The organism is Sphingomonas sp. Leaf407 (genome assembly GCF_001425385.1).
Classification (GTDB): domain Bacteria; phylum Pseudomonadota; class Alphaproteobacteria; order Sphingomonadales; family Sphingomonadaceae; genus Sphingomonas.
Genome location: NZ_LMQO01000008.1, coordinates 18,152 through 37,133, shown reverse-complemented (window position 1 = coordinate 37,133; position 18,982 = coordinate 18,152). Strand labels below are relative to the sequence as shown.

At 69.1% G+C, this 18,982-nt stretch carries 18 protein-coding genes and 1 riboswitch; of the genes, 16 read left to right on the top strand and 2 right to left on the bottom strand.

Features of this window, described 5'->3' with window-relative positions; all coding sequences use genetic code 11:
- The first annotated feature begins 79 nt into the window (after window positions 1-79).
- The gene (locus tag ASG37_RS16910) at window positions 80-673 is read left to right on the top strand and encodes a TetR/AcrR family transcriptional regulator (protein WP_056493724.1); all 594 of its coding nucleotides are present in this window, start codon (window positions 80-82) and stop codon (window positions 671-673) included.
- On the opposite strand, the gene ASG37_RS16905 is transcribed toward ASG37_RS16910, so the two are convergent.
- Window positions 654-1,886 (bottom strand): cytochrome P450, encoded by a 1,233-nt coding sequence (locus ASG37_RS16905; RefSeq protein ID WP_055763230.1) that lies wholly within the window; start codon window positions 1,884-1,886, stop codon window positions 654-656. The two genes, ASG37_RS16910 and ASG37_RS16905, sit on opposite strands and share 20 nt — an antisense overlap.
- A complete protein-coding gene (locus ASG37_RS16900; protein WP_082448032.1) occupies window positions 1,883-3,061 on the bottom strand; it encodes an MFS transporter in 1,179 nt (392 codons plus the stop codon). Before ASG37_RS16900 ends, ASG37_RS16905 begins: the two co-directional genes overlap by 4 nt.
- A 140-nt stretch (window positions 3,062-3,201) precedes the next feature.
- Here ASG37_RS16900 and ASG37_RS16895 point away from each other — a divergent pair, with 140 nt between their 5' ends.
- The 15 genes from ASG37_RS16895 (at window position 3,202) to ASG37_RS16825 (ending at window position 18,773) form a co-directional block, all read left to right on the top strand.
- Window positions 3,202-5,412, top strand: coding sequence for a TonB-dependent receptor (locus tag ASG37_RS16895; protein WP_055763223.1), 2,211 nt, complete (start codon window positions 3,202-3,204; stop codon window positions 5,410-5,412).
- Between the two features lie 5 nt (window positions 5,413-5,417).
- Window positions 5,418-6,599, top strand: coding sequence for an N-methyl-L-tryptophan oxidase (solA, locus tag ASG37_RS16890; protein ID WP_055763221.1), 1,182 nt, complete (start codon window positions 5,418-5,420; stop codon window positions 6,597-6,599).
- Window positions 6,600-6,745: 146 nt separating this feature from the next.
- The gene (locus tag ASG37_RS16885; RefSeq protein WP_055763218.1) at window positions 6,746-7,897 is read left to right on the top strand and encodes an RNA ligase RtcB family protein; all 1,152 of its coding nucleotides are present in this window, start codon (window positions 6,746-6,748) and stop codon (window positions 7,895-7,897) included.
- Window positions 7,894-8,523 carry a peptide chain release factor H gene (prfH, locus tag ASG37_RS16880; protein ID WP_055763215.1) on the top strand — a complete coding sequence of 210 codons (630 nt, stop codon included), beginning with the start codon at window positions 7,894-7,896 and terminating at the stop codon, window positions 8,521-8,523. The genes ASG37_RS16885 and prfH overlap by 4 nt, the downstream gene beginning before the upstream one ends.
- A gap of 41 nt (window positions 8,524-8,564) precedes the next feature.
- Window positions 8,565-8,787: riboswitch (cobalamin riboswitch) on the top strand.
- Window positions 8,788-8,913: 126 nt separating this feature from the next.
- Window positions 8,914-9,891, top strand: a complete 978-nt coding sequence (locus tag ASG37_RS16875; protein ID WP_055763212.1) for a putative oxygenase MesX — start codon at window positions 8,914-8,916, stop codon at window positions 9,889-9,891.
- A 197-nt stretch (window positions 9,892-10,088) separates the two neighbouring features.
- Entirely contained in the window at window positions 10,089-11,123 is a 1,035-nt protein-coding gene (locus ASG37_RS16870; protein ID WP_055763208.1) for a methionine synthase, read from the top strand.
- A complete protein-coding gene (locus ASG37_RS16865; protein WP_235525126.1) occupies window positions 11,120-12,118 on the top strand; it encodes a bile acid:sodium symporter family protein in 999 nt (332 codons plus the stop codon). The genes ASG37_RS16870 and ASG37_RS16865 overlap by 4 nt, the downstream gene beginning before the upstream one ends.
- Complete coding sequence (locus ASG37_RS16860) at window positions 12,115-12,639, top strand: flavin reductase family protein (protein WP_055763205.1); 525 nt, start codon at window positions 12,115-12,117, stop codon at window positions 12,637-12,639. The genes ASG37_RS16865 and ASG37_RS16860 overlap by 4 nt, the downstream gene beginning before the upstream one ends.
- Before the next feature lie 87 nt (window positions 12,640-12,726).
- Entirely contained in the window at window positions 12,727-13,923 is a 1,197-nt protein-coding gene (locus ASG37_RS16855; RefSeq protein ID WP_055763202.1) for an AAA family ATPase, read from the top strand.
- A gap of 158 nt (window positions 13,924-14,081) precedes the next feature.
- Window positions 14,082-15,104 carry a ParB/RepB/Spo0J family partition protein gene (locus ASG37_RS16850; RefSeq protein WP_055763200.1) on the top strand — a complete coding sequence of 341 codons (1,023 nt, stop codon included), beginning with the start codon at window positions 14,082-14,084 and terminating at the stop codon, window positions 15,102-15,104.
- A gap of 136 nt (window positions 15,105-15,240) precedes the next feature.
- On the top strand, window positions 15,241-16,428 hold the full coding sequence (locus tag ASG37_RS16845; RefSeq protein WP_055763197.1) for a replication initiator protein A: 1,188 nt from the start codon (window positions 15,241-15,243) through the stop codon (window positions 16,426-16,428).
- 478 nt (window positions 16,429-16,906) lie between these two features.
- Entirely contained in the window at window positions 16,907-17,152 is a 246-nt protein-coding gene (locus ASG37_RS16840) for a hypothetical protein (protein WP_055763194.1), read from the top strand.
- Window positions 17,153-17,157: 5 nt separating this feature from the next.
- Entirely contained in the window at window positions 17,158-17,496 is a 339-nt protein-coding gene (locus ASG37_RS16835; protein ID WP_235532993.1) for a hypothetical protein, read from the top strand.
- A gap of 43 nt (window positions 17,497-17,539) precedes the next feature.
- Window positions 17,540-17,794, top strand: coding sequence for a PepSY domain-containing protein (locus ASG37_RS16830; protein WP_055763189.1), 255 nt, complete (start codon window positions 17,540-17,542; stop codon window positions 17,792-17,794).
- 448 nt (window positions 17,795-18,242) lie between these two features.
- Window positions 18,243-18,773 carry a cell wall hydrolase gene (locus ASG37_RS16825; protein ID WP_156460581.1) on the top strand — a complete coding sequence of 177 codons (531 nt, stop codon included), beginning with the start codon at window positions 18,243-18,245 and terminating at the stop codon, window positions 18,771-18,773.
- Window positions 18,774-18,982 lie beyond the last annotated feature (209 nt).

Below are 18,982 nucleotides of genomic sequence, written 5' to 3'. Positions count from 1 at the left end.
ACCGTCCGAAAAGGCGCGAAAGAGCGGGTTTTGCGGCGATGCCCTTGAGATGCCGGTCGAAAGCGGGTTGGAGAGGCGGATGACCGACGCTCTGGCCCCTGCCGCAAAACTGTCCACGCGCGCCTGGCTGGAGGCGGCGCGGGCGACGTTGATCCGCGACGGCATCCATGCCGTGAAGATCGATCGCCTCGCGCGCGAATGCGGGGTGACGCGCGGCGGCTTCTACTGGCGCTTCAGCAGCCATGCCGAACTGCTTCAGGCATTGCTCGACGACTGGCGCGAGACGAACACCGCGCCGATGCTGGCGGCGCTGGACGGGCCGGGCGATCCCGACGCGCGGTTCGCGCGACTGGCGGGGTTGTGGGTCGACGAACACGGGTTCAGTTCGGCCTATGACGCGGCGGTGCGCGAATGGGCGCGCGGCGATGCGGCGGTGCGGGCGGTCGTCCATGCGGTGGACGACGAACGGATCGGCGCGCTGTGCCGCCTGTTCCTCGACTATGGCTATGGCGCGGACGAGGCGCTGGTGCGCGCGCGCATCACCTATTATCATCAGGTCGGCTATTATGCGCTGGATGCGCAGCGCGACGACGCCCGCCGGGCCGAGCTGACCCCGCTCTACATCCGGGCGCTGACCGGTCCGCTGGGCGGGGTCACGCAGACCGCCGGGTGACCGACAGGTCGAGGCGGGTCAGGCCGCTGGTCGCGAACGCCCCGCCCTCCACCGGCACCCGCCGGCCGTTCGCGGCGATGGTGGCGGTGGTCGCCGCGATATGCGCCAGCATCAGCCGCAGTTCGAGGCGGGCGAGCCACGATCCCATGCAGATGTGCATGCCGAAGCCGAACCCGGCATGCGGCGCCCCGCGACGGTCGGGGTCGAAGCGGTCGGGATCGGGAAAGCGCGCGGCGTCGCGGTTGGCCGATGCGATCAGGAAGCGGACCGGCGCACCCGCCGGCACGGCGCATCCCGCGATCGTCGTCGCCCGCGCGGCATAGCGGGTGACGCGGTGGACCGAAGGGCGATGGCGCAGCATCTCGTCGACGAACGCCGCCGGACTCCCCCCCGCCCGCAACCACCACAGCGCGGCCGGATCGCGCGCCAACTGGTCGAGGCAATTGACCGACAACAGCGTGGTCGTCTCATGTCCCGCCATGAACAGCAGGCAGGCGAACCCATCCGCCTCATCGGCGGTCAGCGCGTCCTCGTCGCGCAGCGCGGCCAGTGCGTCGATCACCGTATCGCGGCCGCGCCCGGCGGCGCGATCGGCGGCGGCGCGGTCCATCGCATCGGCCATGAACGCCCGCATGGCGGCATAGCTGTCGACGCTGGCATCGGGATTGACGACGCCCCGGATGCGGGTGGCGATGAAATCGACCGCCGAATTGGTCCAGTCGCGCATCCGCGCGGCATCGTCGATGGTGATGCCCAGCACGGTCGCGATGACGCCCATCGTCAGCGGTGTCGCGAAGCCGGCCGCCGCATCGCCGCCGCCGCTGGCTAGAAACCGGTCCCAATGGGTCGCGACCAGCGTCCGCACCGCATCCTCGATCGCGTTCACCGCGCGCGGGCTGAACGCCCGGCTGATCGTCTGTCGCATCGGTCCGTGCAGCGGCGGATCGAGCATCAGCAGCAACCCCGGGATGATCGCGCCGCCGGGCGGGGTGGAGACGAACGCCGTCGCATCCTTCAACCCGGCAAGGACGTCGTCATAGCGGCTGACGAGGTAGAGCCGCGCATCGGCCCGCCCGGCGCGCACCACCGGGGCATGGGCGCGCAACCACGCATAATGGCGATACGGATCGGCCTGGATCGCGGGGTCGAACGGATCGAACGGCGGCAGGTCGTCGGGCCAGGGCAGGTCGTGCGACCATGGGGCATCGGTCATGCGGCGGGCTTTCGGGGGTGCGGCGCGATCCACAACGCCAGCAACAGCCCGGCCAGCACCAGCGCCGCCGACCCGCCAAGCAACGCGCCCAGCCCGACCCGTTCGAGCAGCGCGCCGCCCAGCACCGGCGCGACCGTCGATGCCGCCGCCGTCGCCAGCGGGGTGACGGTGGCGGCACGGCCGCTCGGCTCGCGTTCGGCCATCAGCCGGAACAGGAACGGATAGACGAACGCCCAGGTGAAGCGCAGCAGGCAGGCGGCGGCGATCGTCACCACCGCGCCGCCGCCGATGCCCAGCCCGATCGCGGCCAGCACCACCGCCCCGGCCACCGCCAGCAACACCGGGCGAAAGCGCAGGGCGTCGGCGACCAGCGCCGCCAGCAGCGGACCGACCATCCCGGCCGAGGCCGCCAGCGACAGCAGCGTCGCGATGCCCGCCGCCGCCAGCCCATGGGCGCTGCCGATCCGTTCGAGGAAGGTCCAGCTCAACCCCATGCCGGTAAAGACGAGGAAGATGGCGACCAGCGGCGCGATGCCGGCCGCCGGCACCGGCCGGCGCAGGCTGGCGACCGCGCGGGGCGGGGCGCCGCGCGTCGCGATCGGCACCAGCAGCAGCGCGGGCAGCGCGACGACCGATACCGCGATATAGAAGATCGCCGGGCCGTGCGCCGCCATCATCAGCGTCAATATCGCCATGCCGCCCGCCGCGATCACATTCTGCCCGGCGGCATACAGGCTGACCGACACCCCCGGCCGCGCCGACCGCGCCATCAGGCCATAGGCGACGGCACAGGCCAGCCCCTCGCCCAGCCCCGACAGCGCGCGCACGCCGATCAGCACCCCGTAATCGGTGACGAAGATCGTCGCGATATTGCCCGCGACCATCACCGCCAGCCCGGCGTGCAGCAACGTGCGTTCACGGGCACGCGCCAGCAGCAACGGCGCGAAGGCGGTGGCGAGCAGGATGCCGCCCATGTTCGCCGAGACGACCGCCCCGGCCGCCTCCGGCCCGATGCCGAACTGCCGCTGCAACGCGGCGACCATCACCGGCATGACGTCGGGCAGGGTCACGGCGATCAGCGCAACCGCGACCGCCGCCCAGTCGCGCGGCGCCAGCCCCGTCCAGAACCGGAACGGGTGGGCGCGTGTCGAACCGGGGACCGCCATGGCTTTCATCGGCGCGACGATACACAGATGTATCGCAGATGCCAAAACCGGCGAATAGCTGAGCTTTAATCCCCATCACATTCGTATGCGTTGACGATACACCTGTGTATTGTTCTGCTGGCGGTGCAATGGTAACGACGGGGTGGGCTATGCGAAACATCGGGAAAAATGGCGTCGCGCTGGGTGCGATCATCGCGGTGGCGGGGTGGAGCGGCGTGGCGCAGGCGCAGGCCGCCGACCCCGCGCCCGTGACCGATAGCGCCGATGCGCCCGGCGACATCGTCGTCACCGCGCAGAAGCGGGTCGAACGGCTGATCGACGTGCCGGTATCGGTGACGGCGATCGACGCCACCGACCTGACGCGGCAGAATCTGACCCAGCTTCGCGACTATTTCGACCGGGTGCCCGGGCTCAGCTACACCGGCGGCGGCGGCTTCACCACCGTCGCGCTGCGCGGCATCACCACCGGGCGCGGGGCCAATCCGACGGTGTCGACCACCGTCGACGATACCCCGTTCGGATCGTCGTCCTTCGCCGGCTATGGCGACCGGCTGACCCCCGATCTCGATCCGTCGAACCTTGAGCGGGTCGAGGTGCTGCGCGGGCCGCAGGGGACGCTGTACGGCGCGAACAATCTGGGCGGGCTCATCAAATACGTCACCGCCACCCCCGATCCGTCGCGCACCCGCGCCGCGTTCGAATTCGGCGGCCAATCGATCGCGCATGGCGACGATGGCGCCTTCGCGCGCGGATCGGTGAACCTGCCGATCGTCGCGGACCGGGTGGCGGTACGCGTCAACGGCTTCTACCGGCAGGACCCGGGGTTCATCGACAACACGCTGTCGCGGGTCGACGACGCCAATAGCGGGCGGGTGTGGGGCGGCCGTGTCGCGCTGTTCGCCCGGCCGGTCGATGCGCTGACCATCACCGTGCAGGCATTGACGCAGGACCTGTCGGGCACCGACGCGCCGACCGTCTTCCTTGCCGGCAACGGATCGTCGCCGTTCGGCCGCTGGGCCGCGCCGCTGTCGGCGCGGCCGGTGCCCTATGCGGTGCGCAACCGGCTGTACCAGGGGCGGATCGCATGGGATCTGGGCGGGGTCGAGCTGGCCTCGATCACCGGCTATGGCGAAAGCCGCTACAACACGCCGACCGATTCGACCGACCGGTTCGCCGGCGTGCTGACCCGCTTCGGCTATCCCGGTCGCCGCGCGATCCTGAGCAACACGATCAACACCGACAAATGGACGCAGGAAGTGCGCCTCGCCTCGCAGCCCGGCGGCACGATCGACTGGCTGGTCGGCGGCTTCTACACCGATGAGGATACGGTCGCGCTGCAAAGCCTCGACGCGCTCGCCGGCGGCGACAGCGCGAACCTGTACGCCGGCAACATCCCGTCGACCTTCCGCGATCTGGCCGCCTTCGGCACGCTCACCTGGCACTTCACCCCGGCGTTTGACGTCCAGTTCGGCGGGCGCGTGGCGGAAAACCGGCAGGTGTACCGCCAGGCGCTGTCGGGGCCGCTCAACGGCGGCACCACCGCCAATGTCCAGCGCTTCCGCGAAACCGCCGCGACGTGGCTGGTGTCGCCGCGCTGGCGGATCGGCCGCGACCTGACCGCCTATGCCCGGATCGCGTCGGGCTATCGCCCCGGCGGCCCCAACACCAACCTGCCCAGCCTGCCGCCGTCGTTCGACAGCGACCGGACGACCAACTACGAACTGGGGCTGAAGGGGCTGACCCCCGACCGCCGGATCGGGTTCGACGTCAGCCTGTTCTGGATCGACTGGACCAACGTGCAATTGTCGGGGAACGACCCGACCAGCGGCTATCTGTTCTACACCAACGGCAGCCGCGCGCGCAGCCGTGGCGCGGAGGCGAGCGTCGACCTGCGCCCGTGGGACGGCGGCACCGTCGCGGTCACGGGCGCCTATACCGATGCCGCGCTGACCCGCGACCTGCCGGCGGGCCGCACCGCCGCGCTGTTCGGGACCGAAGGCGACCGCCTGCCCTACAGCGCGCGCTGGGCGGGATCGGTCGCCGCCGATCAGGACGTGGCGCTGGGCAACGACGTCACCGGCTTCATCGGCGGCACGGCGGTCTACAACGGCCGGCGCATCGCCGAATTCCAGGCGCGCGCCGGCGTGCCGCGGGTGGTGCTGCCATCCTATGCCACGCTCGACCTGCGCGGCGGCGTGCGCAGCGGCCCGCTGGCCTTCACGGTGTTCGCGCGCAACGTGACCGACCGGCGCGGGCGTCTGGGCGCGGCCTATCGCACCGCCGCGACCCCGGCGAGCGGCACCACGATCAGCGTCATCACCCCGCGCACCATCGGCCTGTCGGTCGGCTACAGCTACTGATCGTCATGGCGAACCGGTTCGACGTCGCGATCATCGGGCTGGGCGCGGTCGGCAGCGCGACGCTGTTGCAGGCGGCCGAACGCGGGCTCGACTGCGTCGGCATCGACCGGTTCGTGCCGCCGCACATCTGGGGATCGTCGCACGGCGAGACGCGGATCACCCGCCGTGCGATCGGCGAGGGGCTGGCCTATGTCCCGCTCGCCCTGCGCAGCCATGCGATCTGGCGCGATCTGGAGGCGCGCACCGGCCGCACGTTGCTGACCGCATCGGGTTGCCTCGTGCTGGCCGAAGGCGGTGGCCGGGCGGCGGACAGCTTCCTCGGCCGCACGATCGCCGCCGCCGAACGGTTCGACATCGACCATGAACAGCTCGACGCCGACGCCATCCGCCACCGCTTTCCCCACTTCGCGGCGGGCGACGCCGACCATGGCTGTTTCGAACCGGGCGGCGGCTATCTCCATGTCGAACGCTGCATCGCGACCAACCTGATGCTGGCGCGGGCGGCGGGGGGCCTCTGCCGCTTCGGCGAAACGGCGGTGGCGCTGGACCCCGTCACCGGCGGCGTCGCCATCGAACTGGCCGGGGGCGAACGCATCACCGCCGCGCAGGTGGTGGTCGCGGCGGGAAGCTGGGCCGGCGCGTTGCTGGGGGAGCCGTTCGCCTCGCTGCTCACCCCGACGCGGCAGGTGATGCACTGGTTCCCGCTCGATCCGGTGCCGGCGCTGGCGGCGGCATGGGCGGACGGGCCGACCTTCATCTGGTCGCATGCCGACCGGACGCGCGATTTCTATGGCTTTCCCTCGATCGACGGCGGCTGCACGATCAAGACCGCCAACGAACAACCCCCGGTCCGCGTGACCCCCGACACGATGCACCGCACCGCCGGTCCCGACGAGGCGGCGGCGATGTACGCCGGGCATGTCGCCGGGCGGCTGCGCGGGGTGCGCGCCGATGCCGCGCGATCCGCGACCTGCCTGTATACCCAGTCGCCCGACGCGCATTTCGCGATCGGCGGCCATCCGGCGATGGACCGGGTGCTGGTCGCCTCGCCCTGTTCGGGGCATGGCTTCAAACATTCGGCGGCGATCGGCGAGGCGATCGCCCAGCGCCTGGCGGGCGAGGCGGACGCGATCGACCTTGCCGGTTTCGCGCTGTCGCGCTTCGACGCGGTCGCCCTGCCGGCGTGACGATCCCCGACCCGCACGGTTGCAATTCCGCGACGATCACGCTATCGGACAACCTCGTTTTCCAACCCGAACACAAGGAGTGAAGCCATGCGCGCAGCGACCGCACCCATCGCCATTCTCACTCCCCGGGTTCCGGAACATACGACATGGGCACTTCCCCCACGGGCGATCACGATCGCCTGATTTCCAGCGGTGGCGACGACGCCACGGCTTCTTCGACGACCATCCGCGTCATCGCCTCGTCCGATAGCTGGATCGAACAGGCGGCGATCGACCAGCTTCACCACACGGCCACCCTGCCCGGCATCGACGCCATCGTCGGCCTGCCCGACCTGCATGCCGGGCGCGGCATCGCGGTCGGCGCCGCCTTCTGGTCGCGGGCGTACGTCTATCCGCATCTCGTCGGCAGCGACATCGGCTGCGGCATGGGGCTGTGGAGCACCACGCTCACCCTGCGCAAATTCCGTCCCGACACCGTCGAGCGCAAGCTGCACGGGCTGGAGACCCCCCTGCCCGATGCCGCCGAGCGGTTGGCGGCGGCGGGGCTGCCGGCGATCGCCGGCGAGGCGCTGGGCACGATCGGCGGCGGCAATCACTTCGCCGAGCTGCTGCGCGTCGAACAGACGTTCGTGGCCGATACGCCACTCGATGCCGCTGCGGTCCATCTGATGGTCCACAGCGGATCGCGTGGGCTGGGCCAGGCGATCCTCGACACCCACCGCGCCCGCCACAATGTCGCCGGGCTGATCGCGGGCGAGGCGGCGGGCGATGCCTATCTGGCGGCGCATGACGATGCGATCCGCTGGGCGATCCTGAACCGCGCGGCGATCGCCGAACGGTTCCTCGACCGGATCGGCGGCGACGGCACGCGCCTGCTCGACATCTGCCACAACAGCGTCACGCCGTATCGTGGCGGGTGGCTGCATCGCAAAGGCGCGGCACCCGCCGATCGGGGGATGATCGTCATCCCCGGATCGCGCGGCGACCTGACCTATCTCGTCCGGCCGATCGATGCCCGTGCGGGCGAGGCGCTCCATTCGCTGGCGCATGGTGCCGGCCGCAAATGGAGCCGGAGCGAGGCACGCGGCAGATTGTCGGGCCGCTTCCGCATCGCCGACCTCGAACGGACCAAACTCGGCAGCCGCGTCATCTGCGAGGATCGCGACCTGATCTATGAGGAGGCCCCGCAGGCGTACAAGGACATCCATCAGGTGGTGCGCGACCTGACCGATGCCGAACTGGTCGAACCGGTCGCCACGCTCCGCCCGCTGCTCACCTACAAGACGAGGCGGGCATGAGCGAGATCATCCTGCACCTCTCCGCCGGTCAGGGGCCGGCGGAGTGCGAATGGGTCGTCGGCCGACTGGTCCGCGTGTGGGCGCGCGAGGCGGCGGCGGCGGGCCTCGTGTGCGAACCGGTCGAGCCGGTCGGCGATGCCGCCGCGTCGGTGCTGTTGCGGGTGGCGGGCGACGGCGCGGAAGCGTTCGTCGCCGCGCGGTGCGGCACGATCCGCTGGATCGGGGCCAGTCTGCTTCGCCCGCTCCACCGGCGGCGCAACTGGTTCGTCGCCGCGACCCGCGCGCCCGCCGACGGCGACGTGCCGACGCTGCGCGACGCCGACATCCGCTACCAGACGCTACGCGCGTCGGGGCCGGGCGGCCAGCATGTCAACAAGACCGACAGCGCGGTGCGCGCCACCCATAGCCCGACCGGCCTCACCGCCTTTTCGCAGGAGCAGCGATCCCAGTTCGCCAACCGCAGGATCGCCCGGCTGAAACTCGCTTTGCTGTTTGACGCGCTGCGCGACGACCGCGACGCCAGCGACCAGCGTACCCTGTGGACACGCAACCGCGAGCTGGAGCGCGGCAACGCGGTCCGCACCTATCGCGGGGACCGGTTCGTATTCGACCATTCAACGATATAAACATATCTTTATATCGTCATTGACAGCCGATGGTCGATGGTGTTGAACGCCGCTGTCGAGGTTCCCCGTTCCAGCGATGGCGACGGGGCTAAGACGGGAAGCCGGTGATGTCCCCTGGGGCAAAGTCCGGCGCTGCCCCCGCAACTGTAAGCGGTGAGCGGCGGTTCCTTTTCGTGTCACTGGGCTTTTGACGAAGCCCGGGAAGGCCGGAACCGCCGTGTCGACCCGTGAGCCAGGAGACCTGCCTCCGACGCCATATGTTCCTCGGACGGGGGTTCCTCCGGTGGATCGCGCTTCGACGCCACGGCCCTGCGGCAATCGCCGACCGGGTCGCGTCACGCTCTGCGCGTTCTGCCACCGGCGCCCCCGTCCGGCAAAAGCAGGTGAGTCATGGCCGACGGCGGGTGTAGTTTCACGATCAGCAGCATGCCTTTCGACGAGGACTATCGCCCCGTCGACAACACGCGCATCACCACCAATTTCGCCAATCTGGCGCGCGGCGAGCGGTGCCGCGAAAACCTGCGCAACACGCTGGCGATGATCGACAATCGCTTCAACACGCTGATGCACTGGGACAATCCGGCCGGCGACCGCTACGGCCTCGACCTCGACATCGTGTCGGCGGCGCTGACGATCGACGAGGGCGCTGGCGACCGGGCGTTTCCGCTGATCGAGGTGCTCCAGACGACGATCGTCGACAAGGTCGGCGGCGAGCGCGTGCCCGGCATGGTCGGCAACAATTTCTCCTCCTATGTCCGCGATTATGATTTCAGCGTGGTGCTGCCCGACCATCTGAAGCAGCATGGCAGCGGCGCGCCGGTGCGCTTCGGCGAACTGCACGGCAAGCTGTTCAAGCTGTTCCTGCACTCGGCGGCCTATCGCGAGCGGTTCGCCAAGCCGCCGGTCATCTGCCTCAGCGTATCGAGCCGCGAGGTGTATCACCGCAGCGCCAACGTCCATCCGATCCTGGGCGTGGAATATCGCAACGACCGGTCGTCGCCGACCGATGCCTATTTCGCGAAGATGGGGCTGAAGGCGCGCTATTTCATGCCGCCACACGCGGTCGCGCCGCTCGCCTTCTATCATGCTGGCGATCTGGTCGGCGATTACACCAACCTCGAACTCGCCAGCACGGTCGCGACGATGGAGACGTTCCAGAAAATCTATCGCCCCGAAATCTACAACGCCAATTCGGTCGCGGCGGAATGCTATCGCCCCAGCCTGACGTGGCAGGATTATTCGCTGACCCGCATCGTCTACGACCGCGAGGAACGCGCCCGACTGGCGGTCGAACAGGGCCGCTTCGCCGAAGAACAGCTCATCGCCCCGCACGGCGCGCTGCTCGAACGGCTGTTCTCGGACGCATAGGCCGGGATCGGCGTCTCCCCTCCCTGACAAGGGAGGGGGCGGGGGTGGGGCGGCCGGTTGTGGCGCGCTCCCGTTTCCTCGCAGGCCGACCCACCCCCAGCCCCTCGCTTGTCAGGGAGGGGAGCAGCGGTTCCGGCGTTCCGGGTCGAAGGTCGACCGGACGCAGGAGCGGCACCACGAATACAGGACACCCGATCATGACCATGTTGTTGCCGACGACCACCGCGGGCAGCCTGCCCAAACCGCTCTGGCTGGCCGAGCCGGAAACCTTGTGGTCGCCGTGGAAGCTCGAAGGCGACGAACTGGTTGCGGGCAAGCGCGACGCGCTGCGCCTCGCGGTCGAGGATCAGCGGCAGGCGGGGATCGCCATCGTCGGCGACGGCGAACAGACGCGCCAGCATTTCGTGACGACCTTCGTCGAACACCTCGACGGCGTCGATTTCGAGAAGCGCGAGGTGATGCGCATCCGCAACCGCTACGACGCCAGCGTGCCGAGCGTGGTCGGCGCGGTGTCGCGGCCGAAACCAGTGTTCGTCGACGACGCGCGGTTCCTGCGCGCGCAGACCGCGCAGCCGATCAAATGGACGCTGCCGGGTCCGATGACGATGATCGACACGCTGTACGACGGCCATTACCGCAGCCGCGAGAAGCTGGCATGGGAATTCGCCTGCATCCTGAACGACGAGGCGCGCGAGCTGGAGGCGGTGGGCGTCGACATCATCCAGTTCGACGAACCGGCGTTCAACGTGTTCTTCGACGAAGCGAACGACTGGGGCATCGCCACGCTGGAGCGCGCGGCGCAGGGGCTGAAGGCGCGGACCGCCGTCCACATCTGCTATGGCTATGGCATCAAGGCCAATACCGAATGGAAGAAGACGCTGGGATCGCAGTGGCGGCAATATGAGGAAACCTTCCCCAACCTGCAGCGCTCGTCGATCGACATCATCTCGCTCGAATGCCACAATTCGCGCGTGCCGATGGAGATGATCGAGCTGGTGCGCGGCAAGACGGTGATGGTCGGCGCGATCGACGTGGCGAGCGACGCGATCGAGACGCCCGAGGAAGTCGCCGACACGCTGCGCCGGGCGCTGGCGTTCGTCGATGCCGACAAATTATATCCCGCGACCAATTGCGGCATGGCCCCGCTGTCGCAGGGCGTGGCGCGCGGCAAGCTGAACGCGCTGTGCGCCGGCGCGGCGATCGTCCGCGCCGAACTGGGGGGCCACGGTTGACGACACTCCTGCGCCGGCTGCGCCCCGACGGCTATATCGTCGCGATCATGGGCATGGTCGCGCTCGCCGCGCTGTTCCCCGCGCGCGGGTCGGCAAAGGACCTGCTCGATCTGGTGGTGCATGGCGCCATCGCGCTGCTGTTCTTCCTGTACGGCGCGCGGCTGTCGCGGCAGGCGATCTGGGTGGGCATGCTGCACTGGCGGTTGCAGGCGCTGGTGTTCGCCACGACCTTCGCCGTCTTTCCGCTGATCGGCCTGGGCATGATGGCCGCGCTCAAGGGCCATGTCGACGACGGGCTCGTCACCGGGCTGGTGTTCGTCGCGCTGCTGCCCTCGACGGTGCAGTCGTCGATCGCCTTCACCTCGATCGCGCGCGGCAATGTCGCGGCGGCGCTGTGCTGCGCGTCGCTGTCCAACCTGATGGGCGTGGTGCTGACCCCGGTGCTGGCGACGCTGCTGCTCGGCACGGCGGCGGGCGGAATGTCGCTCGACGCGATCGGCGACATCGCGTTGCAGATTTTGCTGCCGTTCGTGCTCGGCCAATGCGCGCGGCCGCTGATCGGCGACTGGCTGGCGCAGAAGAAGACCCTGACGATGTCGGTCGATCGCGGATCGATCCTGCTGGTCGTCTATGCGGCGTTCAGCGCGGGCATGGTCGCCGGCATCTGGAGCCGGGTGACGCCACGGGACCTGGGACTGGTCCTCCTGCTCGACGGCGCGCTGCTGGCGATGGTGCTGGGCTTCACGACCATGGCGAGCCGGCTACTGCGCTTTTCGAGGGAGGACGAGATCGCGATCGTGTTCTGTGGTTCCAAGAAGAGCATGGCGAGCGGACTGCCGATCGCCAACATCCTGTTCCCGGCGGCCACGGTCGGGCTGATCGTCCTGCCGCTGATGCTGTTCCACCAGATGCAGTTGATGGTCTGCGCCGCGCTCGCCCGGCGCTATGCGCTGCGCACCGCTCCGGCCGCCATGCCGGCGGAGGTGGCGGCATGACCCCCGCCCCCGCCCCTTGCGCGATCGATGCGTTGCGCGCGCCCGGCGACGACACCGACCTGCGCCGGCTGTTCGGCCACTTCCCGACCGGCGTCACCGCGCTGTGCGCGATGGACGGCGACCGGCCGGTCGGCATGACGGCCAGCGCGTTCGTCGCCATCTCGATCGCGCCGCCGTTGGTATCGGTGTGCATCCGCCACGGATCGGCGACATGGGCACAGCTTCGCACGCTGGGGCGGATCGGCATCTCGTTCCTCGGCCACGCCCAGGCCGCCACCGCGCGCCAGCTCGCCCGCCCCGGCGACGACCGGTTCGCGGGCATCGCCTATGACGTCACCCCCGACGGCGCGCTGTTCCTTGGGGATGCCACCGCATGGCTCGACTGTTCGGTCGAGCGCGAGATCGTCGCTGGCGATCACGACATCATCCTGCTGCGCCTCCACCGCGCCGCCACCGCCGGGGGGATCGCGCCATTGGTGTTCCACGCCAGCGGCTTCCACACGCTGACGCCAATCGACTGACACTGCCCGCCCACGGGCTTGCACGATTGAAGCATTCGGTCCAGTGTCGCGGGCGAACAAGCTTCAAAGCGGTCATCGGGTGGGATTATGAATGCAATCGTGACCCAGATCGGCGATCTGGCCGATGCCGGCGAACGGATGATCGAGCGGTTGCGGCGGAAAGCGTTCCTGCCCGAAAGCCGCAAGGGACTGAACGTCCGCTTCGGCATCGCCGAGGCGGCCGGGCTGCTCGGCTGTTCGACCAATCGCATCCGCATGGCCGAGGACGACGGCCGGCTGCCCGCCCCCCCGGCAGGCGAGAACGGGCGGCGGATCGGCTATACCGTGCAGGAGCTGCTGCACATGCGCCAGGTGCTGGGCGCCTCCCCCGCCCGCTCGGCCGGCGACGTGCCGGCGATCATCGCGGTGCAGAATTTCAAGGGCGGCGTCGGCAAGTCGACCGTCACCTGCCACCTCGCCCATTATTTCGCGGTGCAGGGCTACCGCGTGCTGGTGGTCGATTGCGACAGCCAGGCGACGACGACGACGCTGTTCGGCTTCAACCCGCATTTTAACATCACCCGCGAGGAAACGCTCTACCCCTATCTCTCGATCGATCCGACGCAGGACGATCTGGCCTATGCGGTCAAGGCGACGCCATGGCCCAACGTCGACCTGATCCCGTCGAACCTCGAACTGTTCGACGTGGAATATGAACTGGCGGCGGCGGGATCCGACGGGCAGTCGGTGCTGGCGGCGCGGTTCCGCAAGCTCAAACGCGGGCTGATCGCGCTGGCGCACGACTATGACGTGGTGCTGCTCGATCCGCCGCCCGCGCTTGGCACGATCAGCCTTGCGGTGATGCAGGCGGCCAACGCGCTGCTGGTGCCGCTGGCGGCGACGACGCCCGATTTCTGTTCGACCGTCCAGTTCCTGTCGATGATGGACCAGGTGCTGCAACAATTGAGCGGCGCGGGGATCGAGGTCGACTACAGTTTCGTCCGGCTGATCTGTTCCAAGTTCGACGGCAATGATCCCAGCCATGCGATGGTGCGCGCGATCATGGAACAGAGCTTCGGCCCCGCGCTCCTCCCCGTCCCCATCCTCGAATCCGCCGAAATCAGCCATGCGGCGATGCGGATGATGACGATCTACGAACTCGAAAAGCCGATCGGCACGCCCAAGACGCACAAACGCTGTCGCGCCAATCTCGACGAGGCGATGGGGCAGATCGCGCAACTGGTGCGGCAGGGATGGGGCCGGGTGACCCCGGCAAGCGAGGAGACGGTAGTTGCGGCGGCCTGACCGCGCAAGGCGCGGCGCGGCATCCGCCGCGCAGGCCGCCCGGCCGGCGGGCACCCTGCCCGTCCGACGCATCCGCGCCGGCGGGTGCGGCCGCCCCGAACTCCCCCCTTTCCTACACGCGAAAGTTCCGCATATGTTCCGCAGAAAGGGGGTATCCGATGGCACGTAAACAGTCCGACTATCTGGCGGCGTTGCTCGACGACGAGGCCGCACCCCCCTCCCCCGCCCCGCCCGAACGCGCGCGCGGCACGACGCTACTGGGGCGTGAATCGGCGCTGGCGCGGGTCGCGTCGGGCGAGGTGCGGCAGGTGACGCAGTTGCTGCTCGATCCGGCGCGGGTGCGGATCTGGCCGGGCAATGCACGCTCCTACGCGCATCTGACCGAGGCGGGGTGTCGCGAGCTGATCGATTCGATCATCGCCGAGGGCGGGCAGAAGGTCCCCGCCGTCGTCCGCCGGATCGAGGGCGATGCGGCCCACGACTATGAGGTCATCGCGGGCACGCGGCGGCACTGGTCGATCTCGTGGCTGCGCGCGAACAATTATCCCGAGATGCGCTTCGTGGCGCAGGTCGCGACGCTCGACGACGAGGCGGCGTTCCGCCTCGCCGATCTGGAGAACCGCGCGCGCGCCGATGTGTCGGACCTCGAGCGCGCACGCAACTATGCGGCGGCGCTCAAGACGCATTACGGCAACCACGCCACGCGGATGGCCGAACGGCTGAAGCTGTCGAAGGGCTGGCTGTCGAAGATGCTCAAGGTCGCGGCGCTGCCCGACGCGATCGTCGCTGCCTTCGCCTCGCCCGCCGAGGTGCAGTTGAAGCCGGGCTATGCGCTGGCGCAGGCGCTCGACGATCCCGCCGCATCGGCCGCGATTCTGGCCGAGGCAAAGCATCTGGTGGAGGAACAGGCGGCGTTGCGCGAGGACGGGTTGCCGCCGCTGCCCGGGTCCGAGGTGCTGCGCTGCCTGCTCGCCGCCCCGCATCGCCACACCGCCGCGCCGATTCCGATCGTCTGCACGACACCGCACGGCCGGACCGCGCTCAGCGTGCAGTCGGTCGGTCGGCAGGGGGTGACGGTGCGGCTGCACGCTGGATCGGGCGTCGGGCCGGACGAACTCGCGGGCATGCTGCGCCACGCGCTCGCCGAGCTGGAGCGTCAGGGGCGGGGATTGCAGCGGTGATGCGGCGGCGTGTTTCCCCGGGGAAACATCGCGCCCCGCCGGGGTGTGCGGCGAGGAAGTTTCCCCGGGGAAACTTTTCCGCACATCGCTCCCGCGCCGATGTTTCCCCGGGGAAACTTTCCGGGATCGCCGGCCGATGACCGGCACCACCGCCCCGAAGGGAGGCACGAAGGGCGCCGGGCAGTTCGACCTGTTCCTCCCCTATCTCGCCGACATGCCGCTACGCGACCAGCGCGAGATGATGGAACGCCCGTTCTTCAGCCTCGCCAAGTCGAAGCGGGTCAAGCCGATCGACTACAAGAGTCCCGATGGGAAATTGTGGGTCCATGTGTCGGCCAATGCCGAATTCGGCATGGCGACGATCTGGGACGCCGATATTCTGATCTATTGCGCCAGCGTGCTGGCCGACATGGCAAGGCGCGGGGTCAATGACGTGCCGCGCACGCTGCACCTGATGCCCTATGACCTGCTGCGCGCGATCGGCCGGCCGACGACCGGACGGTCGTACGAACTGCTCGGCCAGTCGCTCGACCGGTTGGTGGCGACGACGATCAAGACCAACATCCGCGCCGACACCGGCGCGGCCGCCACCACGCGCGGCCGGCGCGAGGCGACCTTCTCATGGCTCGATGGCTGGACGCAGTTGGTCGACGAAACCACCGAACGGTCGCGCGGCATGACGATCGAGCTGTCGAACTGGTTCTGGGAAGGCGTGATGATGGCGGGCGGGGTGCTGTCGATCGACCGCGCCTATTTCGACCTGACCGGCGGGCGCGAGCGCTGGCTGTACCGCGTGGCGCGCAAGCACGCCGGCGGGGCGGGCGAGGGGGGGTTCGCCATCTCGATGCCGACCCTGTTCGAGAAATCGGGGGCGGAGGGGCAGTATCGCCGCTTCAAGTTCGAGATCGCCAAGATCGCCGAGCGCGACGAGCTGCCCGGCTATGCGCTGACGCTGGAGCCGGGCGACGACGGCAAGGAACCGGCCTTGCGGATGCGGCGGCGGCCCGAACCCGGGCCGCGCACCCTGTCCATCGCCGCGCCCGCCGCGCCGTCGGCCGGACGGACCGACGAACTGGTCGACGCCGCCGCCGCGATCCGCCAGGCGGTGAAGCACCTCGCCACCCGCGCCACCGATGGCGAGATCACGTCGGCCACGCTCGCGACGCTGCGCGCCGAATGTCCGGGATGGGATTACCAGACGCTTCATACCGATTTCCGTAGCTGGATCGACGGCGATCCGGCGCGCACCCCGGTCAGCTATCAGGCGGCGTTCATCGGCTATGTCCGCCGGTTCGACGCCAAGCATCGCCACGAACTGGGCTGATCCTCGGCGCAGGCGTTCCCGAAGTATCGGCACTCGCGACCACGCTCCGGCGGGGATCGCGGGCGTTTGCTCCATTTTGAACCTTCCTGTGGGCGGGCATGGGTGAACTGATTCAAACGCCGGATGCCGGATCGGTCGTGTCTGGGGGCATCGACACTTCGGGAACGGCCATCGATCTTTCGGGAACGGGCCATCGACACTTCGGGAACGGATCGTCGATCCTTCGGGAACGCTGGCATCGACACTTCGGGAACGGATCGTCGATCCTTCGGGAACGCGGGGGTCCGCGCGACTCGTGGATTTCTGCGGGTTTGCGGGGTGCTGCTGGCCGCTTAACCTTTTAACCTAGTATTTAACCCTCTAACGCAGGCGCGATGCTGTTTTCAGGTTTGTAAGAGAGAAGAACGGGTGAACCGCCCGCAAGTCGCGAATACCGCGCTTGGTGCGGCGAATGTACGATATTTGCTGCAAGTGCCGCATGGCCGTGCCTCGTTACCGCTATACCAGCGACGCGCTGCCCCTTATGGCCGGCACGATCCGCATCGAGCGGGGCGACGCAGGATGCGCGGTCGGTTCAGTGTCGAAGGTTGCCACGATCCTCGGCGTGCCGCTGTTCGGGCTGGAGGCCGGGGGACTGGCGCAGGCCGCGACACGGACCGCTGACCGGCTCGTGCTGCTGTCGGGCGCGGTGTGTCACGCCACGCGGGTCGACGATGCCTTCTGAGGCCTATGTCTGGATCTGGTTGCCCGGTGCCGCCGACCCGATCGTCGCGGGGCGGGGCGATCGGGATCGCCCCCGAACTGCCGCTGCGCGAAGGAGGATCGTCCGCTGCCCGGGCGACAGGGCAGGGGAGCGAGGCGAGCCAGGCGATGCTGATCGTTGGCCAGCGCAGCGACAGCCGCCCGGTCGCCGCCCTGGCGGCGGCACTGCCGTTCCTGCTCAGCGAGGCGGCGGCGCAAGCGGTGATCGATGCGCCGTGCGGCGAAGCCGCGCTACCCCCGGTGGAGCGCGAAATATTGCGGACCCGCGCCTTTCTGAACCCCTATGCGTTCGGGCGCTATGCGTGAGCGCCGCGGTGCGCGCGCCTGTCGTCTGTCGAGGAGCCCCGCCATGAAGACCCTTGCCCTGATCGCGACCGGACTGATGATCGCGCCCGCCCCCGCGCGCGCCGATCAACCCGGACAGGACTGGATTTCGATCGGTCAGGCCGAGCGGGTACTGCACCGCGAAGGCTATCGCCTGATCGAGATCGAACCCGAGGACGATCATTGGGAAGGCGAGGCGACCCGCCACGGCCGGACGTGGGACTTCCGCATGAGCCCGAAGACCGGACGGATCATCGCGATGGAACCCGACACCGACTGAGCGGTCGCGCGGGGGTATCCGACATAATGATGCGATATGCGGGCCGGCACCGCCCGTCGATTCGTCGTGATCCCCGGCGGGAGGACGATCGCCCCTGCCGGCGCTGATCCGGCGCCGATCCGGTGTAGACGGGTCGTTTCGGCGATGGATTGATCCGATGGAACCAACGGTTCGTCGCCGGCGCAGCGTCCGCCGGTTGACAGCCGGCCGCCGCGAAGCGATGGGAGCGAACGATTTCAGCCGTTCCTGTATGCCGCGTGACCGAGACGCGGGAAACGGACGGCGAGACGTGGGGGATCCCGACGGCCGCTTTATTTTGTCCGCGTTTCCGCGGCCGATGGCGGGCACCCTTGCGCATAAATAGCGAGTGGGAATGAACAAGCGCTGGTCCGTACTGGTTTTATGGTGTCTGACGGCCCTTAGCGGCGTCGCAAGTGCCCATATCGCGATGACCGCCGATCCGGCACAGGTCTTGCCACAACCGACCCCGGCCCTTGTTCCCGCCACCGCCCCCGATGCGGTCGCCACCCCCGCTCCGGTGATGCAGGCGCTTCCCGAAGCCCGCCCCGAAGCCGATCTCCCGCCCGAACCCGCCGTGGCCGATGCCACCGCCGACATCGACGTCGACCAGGACGAGGTCGAATGCGTTGCCAAGGTCGTGGTCCACGAAGCCGGCAATCAGCCGCATCGCGGGCAACTGGCGGTAGCACAGGTCATCCGCGCCCGCGTCAAGAGCGGCCGCTTCGCCGACAGCGCGTGCGGCGTGGTCCGCCAGCGCGGCCAGTTCTTCAACGTCGACGCCTACAACCCCCCGCGCAACAACGGCCGCTGGTCGACCGCTGTCGACATCGCCATCCGCACGCTGAGCGGCAAGGACGAGGACGTCGCGCCGGGCGCGCTGTTCTTCCATTCGGCGGGCAGCTCGATGCCCAAGCGCGTCCGCGTCGCCCAGATCGCGGATCACATCTTCTACCGCTAAAGTCCGATCCACCGGTATCGAGGCGTCGCCCCAGCGAAGGCCGGGGCCTCCAGCGGCGCCTGTCGCGCATCGGCCCTGGGAAATCCCGGCCTTCACCGGGATGACGTCTGTTGCAGGGTCCTCTGACCGGGGTCCGGCGCTTCGAGCGCTTCCGCCCCGAGCCGGGACCGATCAGGGCGCATGGATCGCGTGACGGGTCAGGGGATACC